This is a genomic window from Hyphomonas sp. (genome assembly GCF_041398465.1).
GTDB lineage: Bacteria > Pseudomonadota > Alphaproteobacteria > Caulobacterales > Hyphomonadaceae > Hyphomonas.
On record NZ_JAWKUS010000005.1, the window covers coordinates 23,245 to 49,163 of the forward strand.

General features: G+C 59.8%; 25 protein-coding genes. 8 read left to right on the forward strand and 17 right to left on the reverse strand.

Annotated elements, in window-relative coordinates:
• Positions 1–13 precede the first annotated feature (13 nt).
• The gene (gene tyrS, locus R3C98_RS15145) at positions 14–1,264 is read left to right on the forward strand and encodes a tyrosine--tRNA ligase (RefSeq protein WP_371314912.1); all 1,251 of its coding nucleotides are present in this window, start codon (positions 14–16) and stop codon (positions 1,262–1,264) included.
• A 3-nt stretch (positions 1,265–1,267) separates the two neighbouring features.
• On the opposite strand, the gene R3C98_RS15150 is transcribed toward tyrS, so the two are convergent.
• Entirely contained in the window at positions 1,268–4,651 is a 3,384-nt protein-coding gene (locus R3C98_RS15150; RefSeq protein ID WP_371314913.1) for an AsmA-like C-terminal domain-containing protein, read from the reverse strand.
• Positions 4,652–4,747: 96 nt separating this feature from the next.
• Between R3C98_RS15150 and bcp the strand changes: the two genes are divergently transcribed.
• From bcp to R3C98_RS15165, 3 genes are all read left to right on the forward strand, one after another.
• On the forward strand, positions 4,748–5,218 hold the full coding sequence (gene bcp / locus R3C98_RS15155) for a thioredoxin-dependent thiol peroxidase (protein WP_371314914.1): 471 nt from the start codon (positions 4,748–4,750) through the stop codon (positions 5,216–5,218).
• A gap of 197 nt (positions 5,219–5,415) precedes the next feature.
• Entirely contained in the window at positions 5,416–6,645 is a 1,230-nt protein-coding gene (locus R3C98_RS15160) for a peptidoglycan DD-metalloendopeptidase family protein (protein ID WP_371314915.1), read from the forward strand.
• The gene (locus tag R3C98_RS15165) at positions 6,629–7,159 is read left to right on the forward strand and encodes a polymer-forming cytoskeletal protein (RefSeq protein ID WP_371314916.1); all 531 of its coding nucleotides are present in this window, start codon (positions 6,629–6,631) and stop codon (positions 7,157–7,159) included. The genes R3C98_RS15160 and R3C98_RS15165 overlap by 17 nt, the downstream gene beginning before the upstream one ends.
• A 79-nt stretch (positions 7,160–7,238) precedes the next feature.
• Here R3C98_RS15165 and R3C98_RS15170 read toward each other — a convergent pair whose 3' ends face one another.
• The 3 genes from R3C98_RS15170 to R3C98_RS15180 form a co-directional block, all read right to left on the reverse strand.
• Entirely contained in the window at positions 7,239–7,715 is a 477-nt protein-coding gene (locus tag R3C98_RS15170; protein ID WP_371314917.1) for an NfeD family protein, read from the reverse strand.
• Between the two features lie 71 nt (positions 7,716–7,786).
• Positions 7,787–8,704 carry an SPFH domain-containing protein gene (locus tag R3C98_RS15175; RefSeq protein ID WP_371315183.1) on the reverse strand — a complete coding sequence of 306 codons (918 nt, stop codon included), beginning with the start codon at positions 8,702–8,704 and terminating at the stop codon, positions 7,787–7,789.
• 175 nt (positions 8,705–8,879) lie between these two features.
• Positions 8,880–9,362 (reverse strand): peroxiredoxin, encoded by a 483-nt coding sequence (locus R3C98_RS15180; RefSeq protein ID WP_371314918.1) that lies wholly within the window; start codon positions 9,360–9,362, stop codon positions 8,880–8,882.
• A gap of 124 nt (positions 9,363–9,486) precedes the next feature.
• Here R3C98_RS15180 and R3C98_RS15185 point away from each other — a divergent pair, with 124 nt between their 5' ends.
• A complete protein-coding gene (locus R3C98_RS15185; protein WP_371314919.1) occupies positions 9,487–10,047 on the forward strand; it encodes a YqgE/AlgH family protein in 561 nt (186 codons plus the stop codon).
• A gap of 12 nt (positions 10,048–10,059) precedes the next feature.
• On the opposite strand, the gene R3C98_RS15190 is transcribed toward R3C98_RS15185, so the two are convergent.
• The 11 genes from R3C98_RS15190 to coxB all read right to left on the reverse strand — a co-directional run bounded on the left by R3C98_RS15190 (position 10,060) and on the right by coxB (position 19,920).
• The gene (locus R3C98_RS15190) at positions 10,060–11,088 is read right to left on the reverse strand and encodes an EAL domain-containing protein (protein WP_371314920.1); all 1,029 of its coding nucleotides are present in this window, start codon (positions 11,086–11,088) and stop codon (positions 10,060–10,062) included.
• 12 nt (positions 11,089–11,100) lie between these two features.
• Positions 11,101–11,670 (reverse strand): GNAT family N-acetyltransferase, encoded by a 570-nt coding sequence (locus tag R3C98_RS15195; protein WP_371314921.1) that lies wholly within the window; start codon positions 11,668–11,670, stop codon positions 11,101–11,103.
• A 1-nt stretch (position 11,671) separates the two neighbouring features.
• Positions 11,672–13,057 (reverse strand): threonine synthase, encoded by a 1,386-nt coding sequence (gene thrC, locus R3C98_RS15200; RefSeq protein ID WP_371314922.1) that lies wholly within the window; start codon positions 13,055–13,057, stop codon positions 11,672–11,674.
• Positions 13,054–13,743, reverse strand: a complete 690-nt coding sequence (locus R3C98_RS15205; protein ID WP_371314923.1) for an SURF1 family cytochrome oxidase biogenesis protein — start codon at positions 13,741–13,743, stop codon at positions 13,054–13,056. Before R3C98_RS15205 ends, thrC begins: the two co-directional genes overlap by 4 nt.
• Before the next feature lie 108 nt (positions 13,744–13,851).
• Positions 13,852–14,730 carry a cytochrome c oxidase subunit 3 gene (locus R3C98_RS15210; RefSeq protein WP_371314924.1) on the reverse strand — a complete coding sequence of 293 codons (879 nt, stop codon included), beginning with the start codon at positions 14,728–14,730 and terminating at the stop codon, positions 13,852–13,854.
• Between the two features lie 77 nt (positions 14,731–14,807).
• On the reverse strand, positions 14,808–15,386 hold the full coding sequence (locus R3C98_RS15215; RefSeq protein ID WP_371314925.1) for a cytochrome c oxidase assembly protein: 579 nt from the start codon (positions 15,384–15,386) through the stop codon (positions 14,808–14,810).
• Positions 15,383–15,721 (reverse strand): hypothetical protein, encoded by a 339-nt coding sequence (locus tag R3C98_RS15220; RefSeq protein ID WP_371314926.1) that lies wholly within the window; start codon positions 15,719–15,721, stop codon positions 15,383–15,385. Before R3C98_RS15220 ends, R3C98_RS15215 begins: the two co-directional genes overlap by 4 nt.
• Positions 15,722–16,675 carry a heme o synthase gene (gene cyoE / locus R3C98_RS15225; protein ID WP_371314927.1) on the reverse strand — a complete coding sequence of 318 codons (954 nt, stop codon included), beginning with the start codon at positions 16,673–16,675 and terminating at the stop codon, positions 15,722–15,724.
• 87 nt (positions 16,676–16,762) lie between these two features.
• Positions 16,763–17,161 (reverse strand): hypothetical protein, encoded by a 399-nt coding sequence (locus R3C98_RS15230; protein ID WP_371314928.1) that lies wholly within the window; start codon positions 17,159–17,161, stop codon positions 16,763–16,765.
• A gap of 99 nt (positions 17,162–17,260) precedes the next feature.
• Positions 17,261–18,931, reverse strand: coding sequence for a cytochrome c oxidase subunit I (gene ctaD / locus R3C98_RS15235; protein ID WP_371314929.1), 1,671 nt, complete (start codon positions 18,929–18,931; stop codon positions 17,261–17,263).
• Positions 18,932–18,954: 23 nt separating this feature from the next.
• The gene (gene coxB, locus R3C98_RS15240; RefSeq protein WP_371314930.1) at positions 18,955–19,920 is read right to left on the reverse strand and encodes a cytochrome c oxidase subunit II; all 966 of its coding nucleotides are present in this window, start codon (positions 19,918–19,920) and stop codon (positions 18,955–18,957) included.
• Between the two features lie 159 nt (positions 19,921–20,079).
• On the opposite strand from coxB, the gene R3C98_RS15245 reads away from it, so the two are divergent.
• From R3C98_RS15245 to R3C98_RS15255, 3 genes are all read left to right on the forward strand, one after another.
• A complete protein-coding gene (locus R3C98_RS15245) occupies positions 20,080–20,631 on the forward strand; it encodes a tetratricopeptide repeat protein (protein ID WP_371314931.1) in 552 nt (183 codons plus the stop codon).
• A gap of 62 nt (positions 20,632–20,693) precedes the next feature.
• Positions 20,694–22,097 carry a metalloprotease TldD gene (gene tldD / locus R3C98_RS15250; RefSeq protein WP_371314932.1) on the forward strand — a complete coding sequence of 468 codons (1,404 nt, stop codon included), beginning with the start codon at positions 20,694–20,696 and terminating at the stop codon, positions 22,095–22,097.
• A 127-nt stretch (positions 22,098–22,224) separates the two neighbouring features.
• On the forward strand, positions 22,225–22,653 hold the full coding sequence (locus tag R3C98_RS15255; protein WP_371314933.1) for a rhodanese-like domain-containing protein: 429 nt from the start codon (positions 22,225–22,227) through the stop codon (positions 22,651–22,653).
• A 93-nt stretch (positions 22,654–22,746) separates the two neighbouring features.
• On the opposite strand, the gene R3C98_RS15260 is transcribed toward R3C98_RS15255, so the two are convergent.
• Together R3C98_RS15260 and R3C98_RS15265 are read right to left on the reverse strand one after the other, a co-directional pair.
• Positions 22,747–24,342: a peptide MFS transporter gene (locus R3C98_RS15260; RefSeq protein ID WP_371314934.1), complete on the reverse strand. Its 1,596-nt coding sequence runs from the start codon at positions 24,340–24,342 to the stop codon at positions 22,747–22,749.
• A 107-nt stretch (positions 24,343–24,449) separates the two neighbouring features.
• A complete protein-coding gene (locus tag R3C98_RS15265; protein ID WP_371314935.1) occupies positions 24,450–25,829 on the reverse strand; it encodes a glutamate--cysteine ligase in 1,380 nt (459 codons plus the stop codon).
• Positions 25,830–25,919 lie beyond the last annotated feature (90 nt).

Below are 25,919 nucleotides of genomic sequence, written 5' to 3' on the forward strand. Positions count from 1 at the left end.
GAGACACGAGAAGATGAGCGAATACAAGTCGGAATTCCTGAAGACGCTGCAGACGCGCGGCTTCATCAAGCAGGTCACCCACGAGGCCGAGCTTGACGCCTATTGCCAGGCGGGTGTCCCGATTGCGTATATCGGCTTCGACGCGACGGCGGACAGCCTTCACGTCGGCTCCCTTCTGCAGATCATGATGCTGCGCCACCTGCAGAAGGCCGGCGGCAAGCCGATCGTCCTGATGGGCGGCGGCACCACGAAAGTGGGCGATCCGACCGACAAGGAGAAATCCCGCCCCCTGCTCACCAATGAGCAGATCGAGGCGAACATTGCCGGCATCAAGAAAGCCTTCGAGCCGTTCCTCACCTTCGGCGACGGCCCGACCGACGCGATCATGGTCAACAATGACGATTGGCTGGGCAAGCTTGGCTACATCGAACTGCTGCGCGAAGTCGGCGTGCACTTCACCATCAACACGATGGTGAAGCAGGACACGGTTGCCCGGCGCCTCGCCAATGAGCAGCCTTACACCTTCCTCGAATTCAACTACCTGCTGATGCAGTCTTACGACTTCCTCGAACTGTTCCGGCGCCACAAATGCCGCATCCAGCTCGGCGGGTCTGACCAATGGGGCAATATCGTTGGCGGGGTGGATCTCGTCCACAAGGCGGCAGCCGGTGACGTGTTCGGCGTGACAGCTCACCTCATCACCACCGCGTCCGGCGGCAAGATGGGCAAGACCGCCGATGGCGCTGTATGGCTGAATGCCGACCGCAAGAGCCCTTACGAGTACTGGCAGTTCTGGCGCAATTGCGAAGATGCCGACGTCGGCCGTTTCCTGCGTCTCTTCACCGAAATGCCGCTGGAAGAGATCGAAGCGCTGGAAAAGCTCGAAGGCGCTGAGATCAATACCGCCAAGATTGCGCTCGCCAATGCGGCGACGACCATGCTGCACGGCGAAGCGGCGGCAAAAGAATCCGAGGCAGCCGCAGCGGCAGTCTTTGCCGGTGGTGGCACGGCCGCGGCCCTGCCGACAGTCGAAATTCCGTCTGCGGAACTGTTCAGCGACTATCTGGTTGCCGCCGCCTTCACGGCTGCAGGCCTCACCGAGAGCAATGGCGAGGCGCGACGCCTGATCAAGCAGGGCGCGGCCAAGGTCAACGACCAGCAAGTGAAAGACCAGAACGCCACGCTGGCAGAGTCGGACGTTGTCGACGGCAGCATCAAACTGTCCGCAGGCAAGAAACGCCATGCGCTGGTGAAGCCGGTCTAGGCGCTAGAACTCTTCGTCCGGAATCGGCGCCAGTTCGGATGGAATCGGCTCTTCCGGCGGACGCGGTTTGGCTTCCGGGATACGTGTATCCGACGGGTTTTCGAAGATCCGGCGGATCACGCCCGGCGCCAGCGCCGAGAGCGGGTTCACCGAAACGTTGGCCTTCTCCATCGTACCGCGAATGGCATAGGTGAGCGAGAACACGCCCTCGCCGTCCCGGCCGACAACCAGGTCCCCGAGGATCGGAATTGTTCCGAGAGCGGAGTTCATGCCAAAGCTCGGCACGAGCACACCGTCAAACTCGATCTTTCCGTCCGTGGCATCGAAATAGCCATTCGTGGTCAGCCCGAGGGCCGGGCCTTGCGCCTTGGCACCGGACACGACGTACCGGTCGCCTGCCACGGTCAACGGAATATCCAGCTTTGAAAACAGGACACCTTCTCCTCCCAGCGTATCCGCCAGCCCGCGCAACGATGCGAGCGAGAGGATCTGCGTCAGGAAAGGTGCATTGTTCAGGCGGGTGTTCGTGATGGAAATGTCGAATTTGGACGGCTTGTTGTCATTTGCCAGCGTGCCATCCATCTCCAGTTTGCCGCCATCGAGGTAATCAATTCCAAGGAACGCGCTGGCGATAAAACCGGCGTCACCGCTTGAAACGTGGAATGTCGCCGCCTGCCCGCCATTCGTGTTGAAACGCGCCTCGAAAGGAGAGCCATCGGCAGCGAGCCCTGTCGCCATGAACGTCTCGATGCCCGCTACCCCTGTTGCCATGGAGAATTTCGCTTCGGTCATGTCGAGCCCAGGTCGCAGCGTGAGCGTATCGACATTGGCCGAAACGCGAATGGGCGTTTTGCTCCCCGCATCATCCCTGTCGCCAAGAGCGCCCACTCCGGGCATCGCACCGGAGAGGTCCAGGTAGGAGCCCGTCAGACCGAAATTGAGCGCACCATCTCTGCGGGCAACCGTACCGCCTACATCCGCCTTGTTCTTGAGGTACGCCCGGCGCAACGTCGCAGATACGAGTTTGGAATCGCCGCCGAGTGTGAAGTCTCCATCAAGGTAGGCATCGTCCGCATGGAACACGACGGTAGCAGTGTAGCCGTCACCAATCCCTTCATAGTGAACTGAGGCCTTGGCAGGCTTGTCGCGCCCCTTCACCCAGCCGATTTCCGACAGATCCAGCCGGGACTCTGTCAGGTCGAGCGCCGTGTCGGCAACGATACTGGACCCCTCACCGATCTCCGCCTGCACTTCAATCGGGATCTCTCCCGAAAGATAGGCACGCCCGAGCACGCCGAATTCATTCAGGAAGTCCGGGGTGACGATGCTGGAGGCCGACAGGAGCGATGGCTGGTCGCCGTCATTGAAGGCGTCGCGCCAGGTGAATTGCACCGGGGACGGGCCAAGATTGCCGAAGCCGGAAATAGTCATTCCGTCCTGATCGACATTCACCTTCGCGGAGCCTTCGGTCAGGTCGAAGCCAAGAGCTGCATCCTCGAGGCCCGCTTCAGCAACAGTGCCGATCGCAGTGAACCGGATATCCTCGTACGGAACATCATCCAGCGCTGGCCGGAACATCTCGAATGTCATTTCCCCGTTACCGGAAAGGCGCGCCGGGTCAAAATCGATCTGCAGGCGGGAGTCGACCAGCGTCTTCATGACAAGAGAAATGGGTCCATGACCGCGCGCAAATACACGGAAATCGCCACCACGCTCGTTGAAGGCTGGCATCACAAAAGCGCCTTCGTCGATATCCCAGCCGCCATACTCACCGGAATCCAGCGTGACGCGGAACGAATTCCCGGTCAGGCGCCCTTTGCCGTTTCCTCTTTCGACCGGCGGCAGGTCTGACAGGAATTTCACCCAGGCATCTTCCGCCGAAAAGGTGAGCTCAAGATCGGAATCGCGCAGATAGTCGTCCTCCCCAAAGCTGTCGCGCTTCAGATCGATATGGCCCTTGATGTCCTTCAGCGCACCAGCCTCGATATGAGCTCGCGCGAAATTCCGGCCACCAGTCCCAAGACCTACCGGCCAGAATGCCATCACCGTATCCTTGGTCACATCGCCGCTCGTCTCCAGCGCGATGTGTCCAAGAATTGGCGGCTCACCTTCCTGCTTGTCCTGCGTCAGGCCAATGTTGCCCGTTACAAGAAAGCCGGCATCCTGTTCCATGAACACCAGAGCCAGATCATCGATCTGCCGCTCGCTGACACTCATCAGACCGGTTCCCTTGAGCCCTGTCAGCGTAACCGGCCGCTCAAATACGGGGACAAAATCAAGGGTCAGCTGCTCACTGGACAGTTCGAACTCATGGGCGGACTGTCCCTGCAGGATGTTTTTCAATGTCAGGCTCGCTTCGCCGCTGGCCGGACCAAACTTGTCACCCGTCACGTCGATGCGCATCGTGTCGTCATTGGCGAGGTAGGTCGCCGTAACATCCAGTCCCTTCACGTCGAGACCACCACCGAACGGCATATGGCCTTCACCCATGTTGGAATGGAAAGCGATCTCGCTGACCCCGGTCGCACGCGCGAAATCCAGGGTCGCATCGGCATTGGCCGGCAAGCCTTCGAACGCGTCCACTTGCGCGCCAAACCGGGCCGCCAGATCTGCCAGCGGCCAATCAGCCACGGCAAACTCGGCATGCAGCCTGTCTTCCAGCGTGTTGGACCTGACCGTAGCTGCCAGCCCTCCCGGTAATCCGGCCCCCGCACCCGTGCCAGCCGCGCTGACGAGGATGCCGTCGGCCTCACGCGAAATCCGGCCTTTCGCGTCGGTGATGTCGAACACCGGCTGCTTGTTGCTGTCGCGTACGCGGAATTCGAAACCGGAAACGCCCAGATACTCCAGCGCGTAATTTTGTTCCCCTTGCTTCAGCGCTTCCAGGATGGCCGGGAGGATGTCATTGGCGCGCTGCAGCCACTCTTGCGGAGTTTCCGGCAACTTGCCGACCGGAATCTCCGGCAGTGGTTCACCGCCGACGAACCAGGTGGAAGGGGTTTCCTGATCGATGTTGACCCAGCCATCCTCGAGATCGAGACGGAGCACTTCGATATCACCGAGAACAAGCGACGAGCCGGACAGGACGATATTGGCGCGCTGGGCCTCGGCACTGACGTTCCCTTTGGTGTCCATCATTTGCAGGCGCGAGCCGGATATGTGCAGGCGCTTGTCTTCTGCCGACCATTCGAGTTGAACCCCGCCGAGACGCACTTCCCGCCCATCGCGCGCTTCGGTCATCGCGCGCTCCAGATCATCCTTGAAAATCGACAGGTCCATGGGGCCGGAATACAGGCGCGCTGCGAGCAAACCCGCCGCCACCAGAACAAGCAGTATCAAACCGCCGAGGATTTCCAGAAAAATCAGTGAGGCGGTCTGGCGGACCAAGGGCACGCTCCGTACAAGTCGGGTCCAGTCATATACGCCGTTCAGCGCTGTGTCTGGTATAAGCAGTACAGCCGGAGCGCACCATAGGAGGATTACATGGCAATCGGGCCCAAAGAAGGCGGACGTGCCCCGAATTTCAGCATGGATTCAACGCAAGGGCCGATCAAGCTCGGCGACTACAAGGATCAGACCCTGGTCCTGTACTTTTATCCGAAGGACGATACGCCCGGCTGTACGACCGAGGCCAAAGATTTTACCGACCTTGCCAGGGAGTTTGAGAAAGCCGGCGCGAAAGTTGTGGGTGTTTCACGCGACACGCTGGCAAAGCACGAAAAGTTTGCAGCGAAACATGATCTCGCGGTCACGCTCGCATCCGATGAAGATGGCAAGGTTTGCGAAGCTTACGGCGTGTGGGTCGAAAAGAAAAATTACGGCCGGACTTACATGGGAATTGAGCGCTCAACTTTCCTGATCGGACCTGACAAAAAGGTAATCCGAATCTGGCGAAAAGTGCGCGTCAAAGGCCATGCCGAAGATGTACTCAATGTCATCAAATCCGGCGCCTAAAAACTGGCCTGCTGCGAACAATTTTTCCATGTTTAACAAGCCTTTTACCCTCATGGGCGAAAATTTACATGAATTCTGTGCCCGAGGGGTTACACCTCGTATCGAAATCGGTATGTATTATCTCCAAGGGTTTGGGAAACCTGCTGTAGTGGCTACTGCAGCGGGGGCGTGATTTTCCGGTTCTACGGGTGGCGTGAATGGCGAAGTTGAGCGCGAATCTGAAGGCGGCCTTCAATAAAGCCTTCCCTGAGCGTCAAATTTACCATCGTAGCGGCGGTACGGTCCGCTATATTTCTGTGTCTCCGTGGCAGCAGGCGATTTTTGCTGCAGGCATTGCCGCCTTGGCGGGATGGACCGTTTTTGCGACGGGTTCCTTCGTCCTGAGTGGCGGCAGCAGCGCCCTTTCCGGCAACCCCGATGGCCGCGAACTCGCCAAATATGAGCGCTGGGTGCAGGAACTGCGCGCCAAGGATGCCCTGTCCCGTTCACTGCTGGAAGAACGCACCGACGCATTCCAGAAGGAAACCGTGGAGTGGGAAGAGCGCCAGAAGGCCCTCGAAGACCTCTACAAACAGCTTAAAGGCGAGGACGACCTCGAAACCTCGTCCCTCAAGGGCGATGGCGCCGCGCTTCTCGTGCAAGCCTCCATCGAAGAAGCCGACAGCCGTCAGTCTCGCGAGCCTGTGCGCATCACGGCCCAGTTCGAAACCGCCAGTTCGCGCGGCTCGGTCCGGGCCCTCAAGATGGATCAGGAGCGCATTCTCGACGAAGCCGAGGAAATCGCCACGGAGCGGACCGAACGCGCTCGTGGCATCCTGGCACTCACATCTGTCGGTTCAGACCGCATTGTGGCCAGCAGCGAGACGGGCGGCCCGTTCATTTCGCTCGCCAATGCGACGTCCGGGCCTGACCTCAGCAATCTCTCGCTGATGGATACCGGCTTCTACTCTCGTCTCTCGCAGACGCAGGCACGCGTCGCCGAAATGCTTTACTACGAGGACATCGTCTCCTCGTTGCCGCTTGGTATCCCGGTCGGGGTGCCTTATCGGCTGACCAGTAATTACGGCGTTCGCGTCGATCCATTCAAGAAACGCCCTGGCTGGCACAACGGCATCGACATGGCGGCTTATCACGCTGCACCGATCGTCGCCGCAGGCCCCGGCGTTGTCTCTTACGCAGGTCCCCGTTCGGGCTACGGGCGCCTGGTAGAAATCGACCATGGGCACGGCTTCAAGTCGCGCTATGGCCACCTCAGCGGAATTACGGTAAAAAAGGGACAAACCGTGGAGGTCGGCGATCTTGTGGGCAAGATGGGTACAACCGGTCGAAGCACGGGGGACCACCTTCACTTCGAAGTCTGGTTTAACGGCAAACCTTATGATCCAATAAAATTCCTGAAAGCAGGCCGTCATGTTCACCAAGAGTAACAAACACAACGATACGCCGCCGGCACCTGAGCCAGCAAAGGTCCAACCTTCCGTCGATGCCATCCGTGGCGCCGCTTCGAAGCCGGCTGCCCGGGCTGCGTCCATCATTTGCGCAGACATGAAGATCAACGGCTCGGTGACCTCCGAAGGCGCGCTGCAGATTGACGGAACCGTCGATGGCGACGTGGCCGCAACCGACATCACGATCGGCGCATCCGGCCACATCACTGGCGAAGTGAAAGCCGAAGTGGTCAAAGTCAAAGGCCGCATCAAGGGCTCGATCCGTGCCCGCAAGGTCGAGCTGGAGACCGGCGCTCATGTGAAGGGTGACATCGTGCACTCATCGCTGCAGATCCAATCCAACGCCGTGTTCGAAGGACAGGTAAAGCATTCCGATGACCCGCTGAAAGACGCCGCTCCGCGCGCCGCTGCCAGCGATGCCCGTCCGTCGACCTCCGCGAGCGCCACGCCGAACGCCACCAGCGGATTTGGTATCTCGCCAACCGCTTCCTGATTATTTAAGCCAGACAACAAGAAACGCCGGCATCCTCAGGATGCCGGCGTTTTCTTTTGTCGTCTTGTTCTCTTGTGAACTAGCCAGTCTTTCTGACGAGCGCCGTGTTCATGCGGGCCCCCTCAACCACAATCACGTCGCCAGTGTGGATGATCTCCGATCCGTCAACGATTTCAGCGCCCCAGACGGTGTCACCGATCTTCACACGCCCCTGTCCGGCATTGGAAAAGTCTGACGTTGCCACGCCCCGCTGGCCGACCAGGCTGTCCATTCGTTTATTGAGCGTTGGGTGCTCCGGTGTCGTCTTTCGCATCCCGGACAGGACCGTGCGGCCGATAACGAACAAGGCAACGGACGCGGCGCCGAAGAACAGCACCTGCCCCTGCCATGTCGCGAGGCCGTCCGGAGCAAGCCAGGCGAAGGCGGCAGTAATCCACGCCGCGATGGAGATCATCAGCAGATCGAATGTCCCGGTCATCATCTCTATGCCGAAGAGCATCAGGCCGAGTGCGAGCCAGTGCCAGACGGTGAGATGGGTGAAGAGTTCTTCCAACATTGTCGGTCTCCTGGAAACGGGTTGGCGTTCCGGTGACCCGGCTGAAGCCGGGAAACCGGGAAACTCCAGACTTAAGTCCGCGTAGGCGGCACGGCGCCGGATTGACCCTGAACATCCTTTGCAGCGCCGGTGAGGCCCTTGATGCCCTCAATCGCACCGATGATGCTGGAGAACTCAGCCGGAATGATGACAGTCTTCTGCTGGTTGGACGTCGCCAACTTGCCAAAGGCTTCGACATAAGCCTGGCCGAGGAAGTAGTTGATGGCATTGACGTCGCCACGGGCAATCGCTTCCGACACCATCGCGGTGGCCTTGGCTTCAGCTTCGGCTTCCCGCTCACGGGCTTCAGCATCCCGGAAAGCGGCTTCGCGGCGGCCTTCAGCTTCAAGGATCTGCGCCTGCTTCTGTCCTTCGGCCTTTAGAATGGCCGACTGTTTGTCGCCTTCCGCGGTCAGGATCTCGGCACGTTTCAGGCGTTCAGCCTTCATCTGGCGGGCCATGGCCTCAGTAATGTCGGCCGGGGGGCTGAGGTCGGCGATCTCGATCCGGGTGACCTTCACGCCCCACGGATTGGTCGCCGCATCAATCACGTTGAGGAGGCGCGCGTTGATATCGTCGCGGTTCGACAGAACTTCGTCCAGGTCCATCGAACCCACCACAGTACGGATGTTGGTCAGCGAGAGGTTCTGGATAGCGTGATGAAGGTTGTTGACCTCATACGCAGCCGCGACGGGATCAATGACCTGGATAAACACAATGGCGTCGCAGGACACCATGGCGTTGTCCTTGGTGATGACTTCCTGCTGGGGAACGTCGAGGACTGTCTCCATCATGTTCATTTTCCGCCCCACCCGATCGATGAAAGGCGTGATGACGGACAGGCCGGGCGTCAGCGTCTTGGTGTAGCGGCCAAAACGTTCAACCGTGAAATTGTAGCCCTGAGGCACGAATTTGAATGCCGATACGAGGCCAATGATCGCGACGGCCATTACCAGTACGATCACTGCAAAAAACGGATCCATGGGGTCCCTCTCCTTTGTTACGCCTTTAAAGGTGGGGAGAGTTTTCCGTTTTTCAATAAATTTCCAACCAAAAACGGCGTGCTCGTCCCCCAAGCACGCCGATCATGGACTAAATTGGTTAAGGGGCGTTATGCCTGATAAATCAAAGTTGTCCGAGCATGTAGTCCGCGCTGGAAACCTTGAATTCGCCGCCCTGCTCGACATTCAGCTCCGTGACCACACCGTCTTTGACGATCATGGAGTAACGCTGCGAGCGCTGCCCCATACCGAAGCCTGAACCATCCATTTCGAGGCCGATTGCTTTGGCAAACGTCCCGTTGCCGTCCGCCAGCATGCGCACCTTGCCATCGGCACCGGCGCTCTTGCCCCAGGCACCCATCACGAACACGTCGTTGACGGAGGTACAAACCACGTCATCTACGCCCTTGTCCTTGAGGTCACCCAGCTTCTCGACGAAGCCCGGCAGGTGCTTTGCGGAACAGGTCGGTGTGAACGCGCCAGGCACAGCGAACAACGCGACGGTTTTGCCGCCGAAAACGTCTGCCATGCTAACCGGCGCAGGGCCGTCTGCGGTCATTTCCATGAAAGTTGCGTCTGGAAGCTTATCACCGACCTTGATGCTCATCTGCTTTTCTCCCTGCAGGTTTGACCAAGGACATAGGTCGCCGCGTTGTACGACGCAAGGATTCCCGCCCTTGCCAAAGCGCGCGGGATAGCCCAGCCTTGGAATTGAAGGATTTCCGCGCGCCATGGATACTGACCTGACAGGAAAACTCCTGATCGCCCTGCCCGGCATCGGCGACTCCCGGTTTTCTCGATCTGTCATCCTGGTGTGTGCCCATTCCCCGGAATTCGCGATGGGCATCGTGCTGAACAAACCGATGGCGCATTTGCGCCTGCCTCAATTGTTCGAGCAGCTCGATGTTCCCATCGAGGCCGATGTCCCGGACACGTTCGTGCTGGACGGCGGCCCGGTCAGCTCGGATCGCGGGTTCGTGCTGCACACCGACGATGTCTACAATGAAGGCGCCAGCCTGCTGGTTGAGGGCGACATCTGCATGACCGCAACACGGGACATCCTGCATGCCATGGGCTCGAACCATCCGCCGCGGCGCAGTGTACTAGCGCTCGGCTATTCAGGATGGGGCGCAGGCCAATTGGAAGCCGAGTTGGCGGACAATGCCTGGCTCGTTTGCGACCTCGACCCTGAGCTTATTTTCTCCAGTGCCCATGAACGCAAATGGCGTCATGCGCTCGGCCGGCTTGGCATCGACAGTGCCAGACTCCAGGTCGACCCTGGCAACGCCTGACTTGTCGCCCCATCAGTAATGCATGAAGCGAATGGCGGATTCGATGTCCATTGGCCTCGCAAACGCAAATCCTTGTACATAATCGAAACCCAGCGCTCGAAGTCGCCCTGCGTCTTTCTTTTGCTCGACCCCCTCAGCCGTGCTGGTCATGCCCAACCGGTTTGCCAAGAGCGTGATGGTCGAAAGGATTGTGTCTGTGCGGTGCTGTCCCAGACGCCGTGTCAGGCCGTGATCGATCTTCAGGCTGTCGGCCGGAAGGTCCGCCAGCCATGCGAACGATGAATGCCCGGTACCGAAATCATCAAGAACCAGTCCCGCCCCAACGGCCTTCAGGGCCATCGCAGCTGACAAGGCGAAATCCGCATCGCGTAAAGCGGCCTGCTCCGTCAGCTCGATTTTCATCGACCGTTCCGGCAGATTGTAGCCGTTGATCAGCGCCTCCACGAGCGCAGGCAGCGTGCCGCGGGCAAGATCCCGCGCCGTGAGGTTCACCTGCATGAACAAGTCATCGCGGCCGGTGATGTCGCGCAACCGTGCCAGCGCTTCAGCGGAACGGATCAACATGTTGGAGGCAAGGGCCTCATCTTCATATCGGCTCGGCGGAGATGTGAGGCCACCGTCATCCCAGCGGGCCAGGGCCTCAAATCCGGCCACCTGGCCATTACGCAGGGAGACGATCGGCTGGAAAACCGGCGCGAGATCTGGTCCCGGCTTCAGGTCTGACGGGTCGATCTCCTGCAGGTCGTCCCCCATCAGGAGCATGCCGCGCGCTTCGGTATCTCCGATAAAGGCCCCGACGAGATGAACTCCGCGCCCGCTCGAGAGGCGCAAATTGCAACGCACAGGACCTTCGCCTGCATCGAACGTCCGTTCCAGCCGTCCGCGGCTTAGGCCTTCGAGCATCTGTTCGAGCGCATCGATCGACCAGTCGCCGGACAGTTCTGAACAGTCCGACCCGCGCGGTACATCGATCACGAGGCGTTTGGCCTGAGCATTCCAGTGCCAGTTGCCTTGCGAGTTAATCTCTGGAGGTTGCGCCATGACAGGATGAATCTAGCGCTGCATTGCCGGCCTGACGAGGGCGAAAAGTATGTGATCCTCCCGCTTTCCCGCAATCTCCAGGTATTCCCTTGCGTATCCTTCACGCTCGAAACCAACATTTGCGAGGACGCGTTGCGAGCGCTCATTGGTCGGCAAGGTGCCAGCTTCAATGCGACAGAGGTCCAGAACCTGAAATGCCCAGGCGCATATCGTGCCGACCGCCTCCCGCATATATCCGTTGCCTTCGAACTCTGCGCCAATCCAATAACCGAGATTGGCTGCCTGTGCGGGCCAGCCACGGACATTGGTGATCGACACGCCACCGACCAACCGGTTGTCATTCTGCCGTCGGATCAGAAATACATGCGCCCGGCCACTGCGCCAGCTACTGTGCCACGCCTTCAGGCGCCGGCTCCAGTCCGCCTTGGTGTGCACGTCGCTTGGCCAGACAGGTTCCCATGGCTCCAGGTGCGCACGGCTACGTTCCCTGACATCCGCCCATTCAGCGAAATCGGCCCGGAACGGCGGTGCAAGCACCAGCCGCTCCGTCGTGACCAGCGTTTCGCGCAGGGGCGGCAGCATCTTACCGGCTCCGCCCCACATGCTGCTCGATGCGTTGACGCACCGCGGCGAGGGAAGCTTCGGTTCGCTCGAACACTTCTTCGCGTTCGTAGAGCACTTCGGCGCGAGCGGGCATAGTCGGTTTGCGGCCGGTCGCCTCTTCCACCGTTTCCGGGAATTTTGCTGCCGCCGCCGTCGCGAGCACGACGGTTTTGACATCCGCGTCCGGAAGACGGCGTGCGTGGAACGTACCCACTGCCGTATGCGGACAAATTTGCCAGCCGGTTTCCTGCTCGAACCGCTTCATCTCGCCCATCGTCTCGTCATTGCTGACGGACGCTGCAGAGAGACCGGAGCATTTGAGACGCGAGACAGCTTCCTCCGGCAGCGGAGCTTCACCAGCCTGCTTGTAAGTGTCGTAGGTATTGCGAACCGCATCGGCATCGCGGCCCGTCATTTCGAACAGAAGGCGTTCGAAGTTGGATGGCACGGAAATATCCATTGCCGGGCTGGGTGTGGCGACTGCCGAAGCTCGCGACATGACGCCGGTGTTGAACAGACGTGCCAGCGCATCATTGGCGTTCACCGCGCAAACCGCTTCGAACCCGCCGCTCAACAAGCCGCAGCGTGCCGCCACATAACCTGCCAGCGCATCACCCATGTTTCCGCTCGGCACGACAAAGCGCAGCGCCCCGCCAAGAGCTGCCTGCACGGTCGCGTAATAAACCGACTGCGCTGCGACACGAGCCCAGTTGATCGAGTTCACCCCGGACAGGTTTACGCGGTCCACAAACTCCCGGTCACCGAACATGTCTTTGACGATCGCCTGGCAATCATCGAAATCTCCATCCAGCGCCAGGTTCACGACATTCGCGGCACCAGTCGTGGTCATGAACATGCGCTGCACCGGAGAAATCCGGCCGTGCGGATGCAGGATCACCAGGTCCGCATGTTTCGCGCCAGCGAACGCAGCCGCCGCCGCCCCACCCGTATCGCCCGACGTTGCACAGACAATCATCATGCGCTGGCCGGACTTACCGAGCAGGTAGTCATAGATCTGCGCGATGATCTGCATCGCGATATCCTTGAATGCCAGCGTCGGACCGTGGTGCAGCTCCATCAGCCATGCGTCCTGCCGCCACTGGGTCAGCGGCGCGACGCACTGATGCGCAAAGCTGCCATAGGCGCGTTCGCAAAGCGGCTTCAGGTCTTCCAGCGGAATCGCATCGCCCGTGAAGGCAGACAGGATGCGCGCGGCCACTTCGTGGTAGGTTTCGCCCTTGGCAGGCGGAGCGATCTGCGGAAAGCTTTCCGGCACATACAGGCCGCCATCCGGCGCGAGGCCAGCCAGACATGCGCCGGCAAAGTCAGTGGACGGAGCCTGGCCCCGGGTAGAAATGTACTTCACGATTTGCCCTCGTTCCGGAACCTGAGCCGTCCCTTCTGATGATGAAAGGCGAGATATACGCCGATGAGCGCCATGGCCAGCCCCCACCACGTGATCGCATAGCCAAAATGCCTTTGCGGCGGCAATTCATCATCCAGACGCAGGCGGGCATAAGGATTGTCGATCAGGTAGGGGCCGCTTTCAGAGACGAAGCGGATGACTTCCGGCTCGAAGACATCTGGCGCCACGCGGCCCTCTGTCTCGTCTGGCAGCAGCGACGCGAATTCCGCGGGGTCGAGCACGTAGAAAACGCGATTTTCCATGTCGTCTGCAGCGGTGAAAGCATTGCGCTTGAAGGCGGGCTTGTAGATGCCTCTGGCTGACAGGCGCCCGGCCGGACAATGCTCTCCGTCGCACACGGCAGGCGGATCAATCTGCTGGATGATTTCGATGGGTGTGTAGACTACAGCTTCACCGGTATCGACCGCGACAACCCGCATCCAGCCGGATTGCCCTTCGACATAGTAGTAGGACAACACCTCGCTACCTGGAACGATCTCGCCGTCCAGAACGGTCCACTCCGGTGTCTGGCGATCGATCTCCATCTTCTGGAGGAAGCGGCCATATTGCCAGTTGCCTAGCCAGATCAGGATGCCCAGGCTGATGAGCGTGAACACCGTCATCACGGGATACGGACGAAAAGTCATCTTCGACCCTTTCAGCCGCAGGGAAAGGCCCTGCCCGAATAAGCAGAGCCCGCCGGGCGGTTGCGCGCCGGCGGGCCCTTGAAAGTCAGCGCTTGCTTGCGCGTCCGTCTAGTGCCCTGCGCCCAGTGCGAGGTACGGAGTGACGTAAACGAAAGCGAAGAGGAACAGCCAGACGACGTCAACGAAGTGCCAGTACCAGGCAGCGAATTCGAAGCCGAGGTGCTTCTTGGCCGACATGCCACCCACGAGAAGGCGGAGCAGGCAGACGATCAGGAACAGCGTACCGATCACGACGTGGGCACCGTGGAAGCCGGTCGCCATGAAGAAGGCCGAGCCGTAGAGCGTGCCGTCGAAGCTGAACTGTGCGTGGCTGTATTCGAAAACCTGCAGCGCGGTGAAAGCCATGCCGAGCAGGATAGTAACCAGAAGGCCGAGCTTCGCGCCGGAACGGTCATCGTGCTGGAGCGCGTGGTGGGCCCAGGTCACGGTGGTACCGGACAGCAGCAGGATCAGCGTGTTGATCAGCGGCAGGTGGAACGGGTCGAAGGTCTCGACGCCAACCGGCGGCCAGTCCTTGAACTTGGCCAGCGCATCCGCGAACAGCGGGTTGGCAGCATCCCAGTTCTCGCCGACGCGAGCGCTGTGGAAGATGGCAAATTCGAAGAAGCTCCAGAACCAGCCAACGAAGAACATCACTTCAGACGCGATGAACAGGATCATGCCATAGCGCAGGCCAATGGAAACAACCGGCGTATGGTCGCCAATCTTGCCTTCCTTGATGACTTCGCGCCACCAACCGAACATGACCCATGCGACCATGGCGAAACCGACGGCCAGCAGCCACACGGTTCCCTTTTCCATGCCGAAAAGGCCCTTCATGTAATTGACGCCGCCAAGCGCCAGAACCAGTACCGACAACGAGCCGAGAAGCGGCCACGGTGACGGGTTGACCAGATGATAATCGTGTTTGACTTCGCCGTGAGCCATGTCTGGCGGACCCCTTGATTTATATCCCTAGAATCTCTGAGCTGTTTAGACCGCTCCGGACCGAAAGTGCAACAGTTTCAGCCGCCCGTGGCTGAATTCGCCGCACCCCAGGCTGCCTGGGTCTTCGGCCCTTTGTATTTCGAACTTTCATAGAAAGTGTAGCTGAGCGTGATGGTTTCCAGCTGGTCGGCCACATGATCTTCAACCATATCGGGCGAGATAAAGTAGACCACTGGAAGCTTCTTGGTCTCGTGCGGGGCGATGACCCGCTCGTCAAAACAGAAACACTCCAGCTTGTTGAAGTACTTGCCGGAATAGTGCGGCGTCACATTGTAGGCCGCGATGACGTGGATTTCTTCATCCGTCGGGTTGGAAACTTCAAAGAAGGCAAGGCCATGCTGGCCAATCTTGACGTCTTCGGAGCGCTGAAGCGGACGGAATTCCAGAGGCGTATCGGCCACATTCGTATCGAAGCGCACCGTAATCGTCTGATCGACAATCTCTTTCGGGGCGGACGTCGCGATGCGGGTCGTACCGCCATATCCGGTCACCCGGCAGAATGTGCCGTAGAGCGGCTTGGCCGCAAAGCCGAGCCCCAGCATGGCGGTGAAGACGGTCAGCGAGATCCCGGCGACCTTTGCATTCGACAGCTTCATTGCTCAGGTGCCTCCTCTTCGTCGACCGTGGCATCAGCCGCCGCAGGTTCTGGCGACAGATTCGCCGGCGGAACAGCCTGATCCGGCGACATGCCGGGCGGAAGCGCCGGTGCCTCGTCCTGCCCCGCTTCGTTCATATTGTAATAGAAGTTGGCCTTGTTGTCCTCTGAACCGCTGAGGCGCACAAAAGTTGTGAGACCCACAAGAAAAACAAAGCCCAGCAATGCCAGCCCAAGCCAGAGGTTGCGCCGCTTTTGCGCCGTTCGTGCCGCGTCATCCAGATGTGCTGGTTCCGGGAACTGCTCGCCGCCCTTCTTCACGCCATCATCGCTCATTTACAGGCCTCCGACAGGGAAATGCAGACCGGCTGCGTGCTCCACGATCAAGGCCGCGAAGACGAGGAAAAGGTACAGGATCGAGAAGAGGAACATGCTACGCGCAAGTTTCTGGTCGGCACCGGGTGCGCCGTTGTCCCCCGCATGCGAACGCCAGACCCGCACGGCGAAATACAGGAAGGCCAGGTTCAGCACTCCGGTGACCACGCCGTAGATCCAGCCACCCAGTCCGGTCACCAAGGGTGTCATCGAAACCGCCGCAAGGACGATCGTATAGACCAGCATTTGCAGCCGGGTCGCCTTCGCGCCATGCGTGACAGGGAGCATGGGCACGCCGGCTTTCTCGTATTCGGAATGCGCCAGCAGGCTCAGCGCCCAGAAGTGCGGCGGCGTCCAGAAAAAGGTAATTGCGAACAGGATCCAAGCGTCCAGCGGCGTATTGCCGGTGACCGCAGCCCAGCCGATAACCGGCGGGAAAGCCCCGGCCCCGCCCCCGATCACGATGTTCTGCGGCGTCGAGCGCTTCAGCCACATCGTATAGATGACGCCGTAATAGAAGATCGAAAACGCCAACAGCCCGGCCGCCAGCCAGTTCGACGCGAGCCACATGAGCAGGACAGACACGCCGCTCATGATCATGCCCAAGGCAATCGCCTCTTCGCGCGGCACGGCGCCGGATGGAATCGGCCGAGTGGACGTCCGCGTCATCACGAGATCGATATCGGAATCGTACCACATGTTGATCGCGCCCGCCGCGCCGGAACCAAGCGCCACAGCCAGCACCGCAATTGCCGCCATGAGAGGGTTCATGGATTGCCCGGTCACACCGGTTGCCGCGATGAGACCGGCTACGGCGGTGAATACAACCAGCATCATGATGCGCGGCTTCAGCAGCTGCACATAATCGCCAGCTGTGCCGTAGCGCTTTTCTGGAGTAGCGGGGGCGTCGGTCATTGCAGGTCCGGTTGGTGTGTTTCTGGTATGGGTCTGCGAGCCAGTGCTGTCAGCGCGACAATTGGGCCGTCGCGGCCACAGATGGGCTCATTCCTTATCAAACTTGCGGTTCAGGCGCCATTCGAGCGCGAGGTAAGTAGCTTCGGCGATCATGAAGGCGATGGGCACCAAAATCAGGCTGATCAGGTCTGTCGAGGCGCCGGAAAGCTTCTGCATCACGTCGAAGATCGCCGCGAACACGATACCGACCAACCCCGAATTGACGATCACCAGCTTGCGGCTGGGCTTTGTCCGCAACAGCCCCTTCGGCTGACGCCAGAGCACCCAAAGGCCGATACCTCCGGCAATCAGCGCGATGACGGACACGGTAATCGCGATGTTCGGATCTATTGTCCGCACCTTGTCGAACAACCGGTCCACGGCCGGGTTGCGCGGCAGGAACACCACGATGAAGGCATACATGCCAATCACGATGGGCAGGCGCATGTTCAACAGATCAGGTCCTTCTTTCCGGGACTTTGGAAAGCGAACGGCCTCCCGTGATACGAGAGGCCGCTGCGATTGAGTGGATCAGGCGGAGATCGCTTAGTGACCGCCCTTGGCCGTGACGTGCGGCAGTTCGTTGTACTGGTGGAACGGCGGCGGCGAAGGCAGCGTCCACTCCAGCGTCGTGGCGCCTTCGCCCCACGGATTGGCTTCACCCTTGCGGCGGCGGATCAGCGCTTCGGCCAGGCCGACGAAGAAGACCAGCGTGGCAACCATGGTGATCGCGTAACCGACCGAAGACCAGTGATGCCAGGTGGCGAAGCCGTCGGCATAGTCGATGTAGCGGCGCGGCATGCCCTGCAGACCGAGGAAGTGCTGCGGGAAGAACAGGACGTTCGAACCGATGAACATCAGCCAGAAATGCAGGCCACCGATCATGCCGTTGTACTTGATGCCGAACATCTTCTCGAACCAGTAGTACCAGCCCGCGAACAAGCCGAACACGGCACCCAGCGACAGCACATAGTGGAAGTGCGCCACAACGTAGTACGTATCGTGCAGCGAGTGGTCGATACCGGCATTGGCCAGAACAACACCCGTCACACCGCCAACAGTGAACAGGAAGATGAAGCCGATTGCCCACAGCATCGGGACCTTGAACTCGATGGAGCCGCCCCACATCGTGGCGATCCATGAGAAGATCTTGATGCCCGTCGGGACCGCGATGACCATGGTCGCAGCAACGAAGTAGGCCTTCAGGTCGACGTCCATACCGACCGTGTACATGTGGTGTGCCCACACGACGAAGCCGATGACACCGATCGACACCATGGCGTAAGCCATGCCGAGGTAGCCGAAGATCGGCTTCTTGGAGAAGGTCGACACGATGTGGCTGATGATGCCGAAGGCCGGCAGGATCATAATGTAGACTTCCGGGTGGCCGAAGAACCAGAACAGGTGCTGGAACATGATCGGATCACCGCCGCCGGCCGGATTGAAGAACTGGGAACCGAAGTTCCGGTCCGTCAGCAGCATGGTCAGCGCAGCGGCAAGCACCGGCAGCGACAGGAGCAGCAGGACAGCTGTCACCAGAACACCCCAGGCGAACAGCGGCATCTTGTGCAGGGTCATGCCCGGCGCACGCATGTTCAGGATGGTCACGATGAAGTTGATGGCGCCAAGGATCGACGCGATACCCGCGGTGTGAAGCGAAAGGATCAGCACGTCCATCGCCGGGCCGGGGTGACCTGTCGTCGACGACAGAGGCGGGTAAAGAACCCAACCGCCAGCAAAGCCATTACCAGCGGAACCACCCGGGATCATCATCGAAATGGAAGCCAGGACGAATGCCGCAACGGTCAGCCAGAAAGAGATGTTGTTCATGCGCGGGAACGCCATATCCGGCGCACCAATCATGAGCGGAACGAACCAGTTGCCGAAGCCGCCGATCAGAGCCGGCATAACCATGAAGAAGATCATGATCAGGCCGTGATAGGTGATGACCATGTTGTAGAAATGCTTGGCATTCTGGATCGCCACGTCGCCTTCGCCGGCGACAAAGCGTGTCAGCACGCCGATACCCGGCTCAGCGAGTTCCCAGCGGATCAGGCCGGACAGGGTGTACCCCACGATCCCCGCAATCATCGCGAAGATCAGGTACAGCGTACCAATGTCCTTGTGGTTGGTGGAAAACAGCCAACGCGTGAAAAAACCAGGCTTGTGGTCATGATCGTCGTGGGCGTGGTCGAGGGCGACTTCATCCATAGGCATGGGACGTACTCTTCTCTCTCGGTTTATTCAGTGACCGCAGCGAACTTGGTCGCCGGTTCGATGGACGCGATATTCTGCACCGAGGCGGCTGCAGCATCATATTCGCCAGCCAGCATCAGCTGCGCCCAGCGATCGAATTGCTCTTGCGGCACAACGCGCACCTCAATCGGCATGTAGGCGTGGTTCACGCCGCACAGTTCGGAACACTGGCCGTAGTAAGCGCCCGGTTGGTCGACAAGGAACCAGCCTTCATTCAGGCGACCCGGCACAGCGTCAGTCTTGATGCCGAATGCAGGCACAGCGAACGAGTGGATCACGTCAGCAGCGGCCGTGTAGTAGCGCACATAGCGGCCAGCGGGCACAACCATCGGATAGTCGACGGACAGGTTGCGAACACCCTCAGTGGAATCTGTCGACAGGCCGACATGAAGCGGGTTCGACACGAACTCCAGCGGGTAACCGGCATCGTCGGTGATATCCGGGTAAGTGTAGGTCCAGTTCCACTGGTTGCCTTGCGCCTTCACGTTCACGAAGCCTTTGGCAGCCGCTTCCGGATTGTATTCCTTCGTGAAGCGCTCGTATTCGGCCGACTTGCCATCTGCCAGAAGCTTGTTCGCTTTGTCCTGAACCTGCTGCAGGTTCGGCGGAACGTCTTCATAGTAGAGGTTCGGGAACGACTGGCTGGCAATCGCCACCAGGATCAGCGCCGGAACAACCGTCCAGATCACCTCGATAAGCGTATTGTGGCTGAATTTCCGCGGCGTCGGATTCGAGCGCGAATTGTGACGCAGCATCACGTAGAGCAACAGCAAAAGAACAAAAATCGTAATGGGAATGATGATCCACAGCAGGAAAGTGTGGAAGTGGTGGATACGCTCTGCAATGCGCGTCGCGGCAGGTTGCATACCGAGCGCGCCATCGCGCGGAATGGCAGCAAAAGCCGGAGCGGCGAACAACGCTGCGCTAAGAGCGGCAAGTAGGTGTCGCACGAAGGAATCCTCGTCTCGTTGGAATCTCTGCTCCTGTATCTACAATACGTACTAGCCGCAACCTACCTCTTTCCGCGCTCAATATTGTCGCAGCCTGTCGTCGCTTCATCGCAATGATGGTAAACTGTTCCTACATAAACTCGTTATTCGGAGGCTATCATGATCCGATCTACCCTGCTTGCAGCCAGCTTCATCGCCCTAATTGCACCTTTCGCGTCCGCGCAGGTGTCCGTTATCGGTGGCGGGATCGCCCGTGACTGTTACGAGGCCGCGCTCTACGGCCGGACTTCCAACCAGGAAGGCGAGAAGATCTGCACCAAGGCCATCGAGGCCGAAATGATGAAAATGGAAAACCGGGCGGCAACCTATACGAATCGCGGCGTGCTGCGCATGCGGGCTGGCAATTACGACGGTGCCCTGTCCGATTACTCGACCGCCAAGAACATGAAACCCGAGCTTGGGGCCATTTGGCTGAACGAGGGCGCTGCCTACATTTTTCAGAAGGATTTCGACTCGGCACTCATCTCGCTCGATAAGGCAATCGAGCTGGACAGCCAGGAACTCTATGCTGCCTATTACAATCGGGCCATCGCGCGCGAAAATACCGGCGATCTGGCTGGCGCCTATTCGGACTTCCAAAAAACCCTCGAACTCAATCCCGAGTTCGAACGGGCCAAATGGCAGCTCACCCGGTTCACGATCGCCAATTGAGCCGCTGAGAATCAGCACGTCAGCCTCTTGCCGCTCCACGCGCGGGCGCGCATCTAGTCTGTATGACTGAAAACGCCCTTCCCTTCGATCTTCGCCAGGCCACCGAAATCCTTGCCGACGCCGTGCGTGGCGGCGACGACGGAGACCTGTATGTGGAACGCTCACGCTCGGAGAGCTTTGTCTTCGACGATGGCCGCCTGAAGTCGGCAGCATTCGATACGGATCAGGGTTTTGGCTTGCGCGTCGTCGCGGGCGAGGCGCAAGGCTCAGGCTATGCTTCCGAGCTTTCGCTGGAAGCCATCCGGCGGGCCGCATCGACGGCATCCGAAGCGAAACGCGGTTATTCCGGCAAACTGGCTGCCAGCCCCATTCCAACCAATCGCCGACTGTATCAGCCGATCGACCCGACCGTTGCCCCGGACTTTTCGGTGAAGACCGGGCTGCTGGCCGAGATCGATGCCTGGGCCCGGGCAAGTGACCCGCGTGTTGTCCAGGTCTCCGTTTCCCTTTCTGGCAGCCATACGGAAGTTGATATCCTGCGTCCCGATGGTGCGGCGTTTTCCGACATCCGGCCGCTCGTTCGTCTGAACGTCTCGGTTACTCTGGAGGAGAATGGCCGGCGCGAGTCAGCTGGTGCGGGTGCGGGCGGACGCGCCGCTTACGATGAGTGGATTCGGCCAGAGCGATGGCAGGACATGGTACGCCGCGCCATTCGAAAGGCATCGGTAAATCTTCAATCCATTGCCGCTCCGGCTGGCGAGATGGAAGTTGTGCTTGGCCCGGGCTGGCCGGCCGTCCTGTTGCACGAAGCTGTCGGCCACGGACTGGAAGGTGACTTCAATCGCAAGGGCACCAGCGTCTATGCCGGACGGATCGGCGAGCAGGTCGCCGCAAAGGGCGTCACCGTCATCGACGATGGTTCCATTGAGGCACGCCGCGGCTCGCTCTCCTTCGATGATGAAGGCACACCGACCCAACGGACCGTGCTGATCGAAGACGGCATCCTGAAAGGCTACATGCAGGATCGTCTCAACGCCCGCCTGATGGGCCAGCAACCGACCGGCAACGGACGGCGCGAAAGCTATGAAGCGCAGACCATGCCCCGCATGACGAACACCGTGATGCTGGGCGGCGACAAGGATCCCGAAGAGATCGTTTCATCGATCAAGCGCGGTTTGTGGGCGGTCGACTTCGGCGGCGGACAGGTCGATATCACCTCCGGCAACTTCGTCTTCCAGTGCACCGAGGCCTATCTCGTCGAGAACGGAAAAGTTATCGCGCCGGTGAAAAACGCCACCCTGATCGGGCACGGCCCGACCGTGCTTCAGGACGTCACCATGATCGGCAATGACTTCGCCATGGATGACGGCGTGGGCATGTGTGGCAAGGCCGGGCAGTCCGTGCCGGTGGGCGTCGGGCAGCCAACCCTCAAAATTGGTGCCCTGACGGTAGGCGGCGCAGGCTAAATTTGCTGTAACAACCGGGGCTTGGGACTTGAAGGGCCGGAATCAATTTGTCACTTTCTGGCCACAATCGGGCAGAGGGATGCGAATCGATTCGTTCGCACGCCCGATCAGTAGAGGACGGTACACGATGCGTTTCCTGGTGGGTGCCCTGATCGGGGCGACTTTCATAACGGCCCCCGCTTTTGCGGAGCCGGGCGCCCTGCCCGCAGATTCAGCCTGGCAAATGGTGCAACGCGGTGAAATCGTTGTGCTGGATGTGAGAACGCCATCGGAATGGGCCATGACCGGCCTGCCCCGCGACAGCCATGGCATCAATGTAAAAGACCGGGACTTCATCGCCCAGGCGCGTGGCGCTGTGCTTGGCGACCTGGATCATCCCATCGCTGTCATCTGCCGGAGTGGCAAACGCTCCGGCGAAGCGGCCAGCGAACTCGAGAAAGCCGGCTTCACGCATGTGTTCGATATCAAGGAAGGCATGGTCGGCAATGATGAAAGCGGCGAAGGCTGGCTGAAACGCGGCCTGCCGACAGACCCGTTCATTCCGCCGTACAACTGAGATCTGGCATCCGCAGGCATTTTATCGGCCGGCAGACAGAAAAAAGGGCGGCTCCAGATGGGGCCGCCCTTTTCTTGCTGTGCCTATCCGATGCTAGCTCAGTGTCTTATCCGGTGCACCCGGATCGGTATTCGACCCGAACGTATCTACCGTGCCCACGTCCGCAACCGAGTCATCCGACAAGGTGTCGAGATGCATCATCCTGGTCATGAAGGGCGCCGCAATCGCGAACAGGACGCCCACTCCAATCGCGAACCAGCCGACCTTGGTGTAGACGGACAAGACCTGGCCAACGCCTTCCCCGCCCGAGGCAGTCGCCTGAGCGATGATCGCAGCCACCGCATTGCCAGCGCCGGACGCAAGGAACCACGCGCCCATCATCAGGCCGACCATCGAGGTCACCGACAGGCGGGTCATGGCTGACAGGCCCACAGGGCTCATGCAAAGCTCACCAGTCGTGTGCAGAAGATAGATCAGGAAGATGAAGATCACCGGAGTCATTGCACCAGCGTTGGAACCGAAAGCCAGCACAAGGAAGCCCAGTCCAAGCTGCATCAGCGCCAGCGCGAACTTCATTGGCGCACTTGGTTCCCAGCCCTTCTTGCCGAGCCAGACCCACAGGCCTGCGAACACCGGACCAAGCGTCATGATGTAGAAGGCATTGATCGACTGGAACATGGATGCCGGAACTTCCCAGCCGAACAGGTTACGGTCGACATGCTCATCGGTGAACAGATTCAGCGACGAGCCAGCCTGCTCGAACAGCCCCCAGAACAAGACATTGGTGGTGATCAGGATCAGCGCAACAATGATCCGGTTGCGCTGGTGCGGGTTCAGCTTCGCGACCGCACGCCAGACGATGTAAAGATAAGTAATCGTCATCGCGATCAGCAGCAGCGTATTCACCGTGCCCTGGCTGCGCACCAGGAACCAGACGATGAACGTAACCACGATTGCGCCCAGCCAGATCATGTGTTCACGGTTCAGCGGGCCCACCATCGGAGCGGCGAGTTTTGCCGGATCACTCGGCTCGCCTGCCCCACGCAGGGCAGGCTTGCCCCAGACGAAGACGATCAGGCCGAGCAGCATGCCGACACCGGCCGCACCAAAGCCGTAGGCCCAACCGAATGTCTCACCCAGGTAGCCCGCGATCAGCGCCCCGAGGAAGGCGCCTGTGTTGATGCCCACATAGAAAATCGTGAAAGCGGAGTCGCGACGCGTATCCGTCTTTTTGTACAGCGAGCCGACGATTGTGGAGATGTTCGCTTTCAGGAAGCCCACACCCACGATGATCAAGGCGAGGCTGAAATAGAAGATGTTCAGGACGCCGGAGTCCGGAGACTGCCCATCAAGGACCGGATCTCCCTCAATCGCCATCCCGAGGTGTCCGGCCACAAGGAAGATGGCACCGATCGTCACCGCCTTGCGCGCACCGAGGTATTTGTCGGCCAGGAATCCACCGATCACCGGTCCGATATAGACCAGCGTCGTATAGGCGCCGTACAGTCCATACGCGGCTTCACGGTCAAACAGGAAATGCTTGGTCAGGTACAAGACCAGCAGCGCTCGCATCCCGTAGTAGGAAAACCGCTCCCACATCTCTGCAAAGAACAGGACGAACAGCCCTGTCGGATGCCCCAGAAAGGTCTTCTCCTGCCCCTGTCCGGCGGCAATCGCGTTATCGGTCACCTGTTTCACTCCCTCAGCTTCCCTGAATTGCGCATATTGAGCGCGCTATGGCGCTCGGCTCAAGGCAGTTTCTGCTTTTTCGGAAGGAATAGAGGGAAAGCTTTGCCTCAGTATGCCTGTTCCGTGAAAACGTGGCGCACGTCGCGATTCCACGGTCCGTAATAGCGTTCCAGCAGCCGGTTGGCCGGTGATTTGCCTGAACGGGCAATCTCGTCCAGTTCCGCCAGGTATCCGGTCTCGTTATCGCCGGATGCGGAGAGGTTATTACGATTGCTGAGGCCGATACGCGCAAGATCCAGCATTTCCATCGCCAGATCCTGCATGGTGGCGCCACCCGGAATGGGGGTCTTCAGGCCGAGGGTTCGCACCGACTGGCGCATGGCTTCACGCTCTGCCGCCGTCCAGTTCTTCACCCGGTCCCAGGCACCATCAAGGCAGACAGGGCAATACAGAAGGCCGACCCAGAAGGCCGAGAAAGCACAGAGGTGCGACCACGGCCCGGCATCAGATCCGCGCATTTCAAGGAATCGCTTCAGGCGCACTTCCGGGAAGATCGTCGAGAGATGGTCCGCAAAGTCATCCATCGCGGGCAGCTCGCCCGGAAGGATTTCCAGCATTCCTTCCATGAAGTCCCGGAAGCTGAGGCCGCTGGCATCGAGATACTTCCCGCCCCGGCGCACGAAATACATCGGCACGTCGAGGGCATAGTCGACATAGCGCTCAAAGCCCATTCCGTCCTCGAACACGAAGGGCAGCATGCCGGTACGGTCCGGGTCCGTATCTGTCCAGATCTGTGACCGGTAGGAGAGGAAGCCATTAGGCCGGCCTTCCATGAACGGAGAGTTGGCGAACAGCGCCGTACCCAGTGGCTGCAACGCCAGCGCCACGCGGAATTTTTTCACCATGTCGGCTTCGGACGCGAAGTCGAGATTCGTCTGCACGGTGCAGGTACGGAACATCATCTGGCGGCCAAGGCGCCCGACCTTGTCCATGTATTCCATCATGATCTTGTAACGGCCCTTGGGCATCACCGGTGTCTCAGCCAGGCTCCACAGGGGGCTGGCTCCGAGCCCAAGGAATGAGATGCCCAGCGGATCGGCGATCTCGCGGACTTCTTCGAGGTGACGCCCCACCTCGGTACAGGTCTGGTGGATCGTTTCCAGGGGGGCACCGGAGAGCTCAAACTGGCCACCCGGTTCAAGCGAGACGCTGGCGCCATCGCGCTGCAGGCCGATCAGCTTGCCGCTTTCAACAATCGGATCCCAGCCGAACCGGTCGCGTAGACCTTCCAGCATGGCCAGCACGGAGGCTTTTCCCTCATAGGGCAGCGGCGCGAGGTTCTCGCGCAGGAAGCCGAACTTCTCGTGCTCGGTCCCGATGCGCCAGTCTGCAGCCGGCTTGCAACCGGCCTCCAGATATTCGGCAAGCTCATGCTTTCCCGCGATACGCGGGGAGGTTTCGTCGATGTCCGACGTTGGCGTGGTCATCCCGAACCCCCTGTTGCGAACCAGAATGAGGCTTGCAGATAAGGATGTTTCGCTTGAACGCCAACCGCGTTATTCTCACGAATTCGTTTT

Excerpts from the sequence above, each read along its gene's own strand:
- bcp (WP_371314914.1), top strand. The coding sequence starts at position 4,748 with ATGGCAATCGGGCCCAAAGAAGGCGGACGTGCCCCGAATTTCAGCATG.
- R3C98_RS15160 (WP_371314915.1), top strand. The coding sequence starts at position 5,416 with ATGGCGAAGTTGAGCGCGAATCTGAAGGCGGCCTTCAATAAAGCCTTC.
- R3C98_RS15190 (WP_371314920.1), bottom strand. The coding sequence starts at position 11,088 with ATGGCGCAACCTCCAGAGATTAACTCGCAAGGCAACTGGCACTGGAAT.
- R3C98_RS15195 (WP_371314921.1), bottom strand. The coding sequence starts at position 11,670 with ATGCTGCCGCCCCTGCGCGAAACGCTGGTCACGACGGAGCGGCTGGTG.
- R3C98_RS15215 (WP_371314925.1), bottom strand. The coding sequence starts at position 15,386 with ATGAAGCTGTCGAATGCAAAGGTCGCCGGGATCTCGCTGACCGTCTTC.
- R3C98_RS15175 (WP_371315183.1), bottom strand. The coding sequence starts at position 8,704 with ATGGCCGTCGCGATCATTGGCCTCGTATCGGCATTCAAATTCGTGCCT.
- R3C98_RS15165 (WP_371314916.1), top strand. The coding sequence starts at position 6,629 with ATGTTCACCAAGAGTAACAAACACAACGATACGCCGCCGGCACCTGAG.
- R3C98_RS15245 (WP_371314931.1), top strand. The coding sequence starts at position 20,080 with ATGATCCGATCTACCCTGCTTGCAGCCAGCTTCATCGCCCTAATTGCA.
- cyoE (WP_371314927.1), bottom strand. The coding sequence starts at position 16,675 with ATGACCGACGCCCCCGCTACTCCAGAAAAGCGCTACGGCACAGCTGGC.
- R3C98_RS15265 (WP_371314935.1), bottom strand. The coding sequence starts at position 25,829 with ATGACCACGCCAACGTCGGACATCGACGAAACCTCCCCGCGTATCGCG.
- tldD (WP_371314932.1), top strand. The coding sequence starts at position 20,694 with ATGACTGAAAACGCCCTTCCCTTCGATCTTCGCCAGGCCACCGAAATC.
- R3C98_RS15185 (WP_371314919.1), top strand. The coding sequence starts at position 9,487 with ATGGATACTGACCTGACAGGAAAACTCCTGATCGCCCTGCCCGGCATC.
- R3C98_RS15255 (WP_371314933.1), top strand. The coding sequence starts at position 22,225 with ATGCGTTTCCTGGTGGGTGCCCTGATCGGGGCGACTTTCATAACGGCC.
- tyrS (WP_371314912.1), top strand. The coding sequence starts at position 14 with ATGAGCGAATACAAGTCGGAATTCCTGAAGACGCTGCAGACGCGCGGC.
- R3C98_RS15180 (WP_371314918.1), bottom strand. The coding sequence starts at position 9,362 with ATGAGCATCAAGGTCGGTGATAAGCTTCCAGACGCAACTTTCATGGAA.
- R3C98_RS15205 (WP_371314923.1), bottom strand. The coding sequence starts at position 13,743 with ATGACTTTTCGTCCGTATCCCGTGATGACGGTGTTCACGCTCATCAGC.
- R3C98_RS15170 (WP_371314917.1), bottom strand. The coding sequence starts at position 7,715 with ATGTTGGAAGAACTCTTCACCCATCTCACCGTCTGGCACTGGCTCGCA.
- ctaD (WP_371314929.1), bottom strand. The coding sequence starts at position 18,931 with ATGCCTATGGATGAAGTCGCCCTCGACCACGCCCACGACGATCATGAC.
- R3C98_RS15230 (WP_371314928.1), bottom strand. The coding sequence starts at position 17,161 with ATGCGCCTGCCCATCGTGATTGGCATGTATGCCTTCATCGTGGTGTTC.
- R3C98_RS15220 (WP_371314926.1), bottom strand. The coding sequence starts at position 15,721 with ATGAGCGATGATGGCGTGAAGAAGGGCGGCGAGCAGTTCCCGGAACCA.
- R3C98_RS15210 (WP_371314924.1), bottom strand. The coding sequence starts at position 14,730 with ATGGCTCACGGCGAAGTCAAACACGATTATCATCTGGTCAACCCGTCA.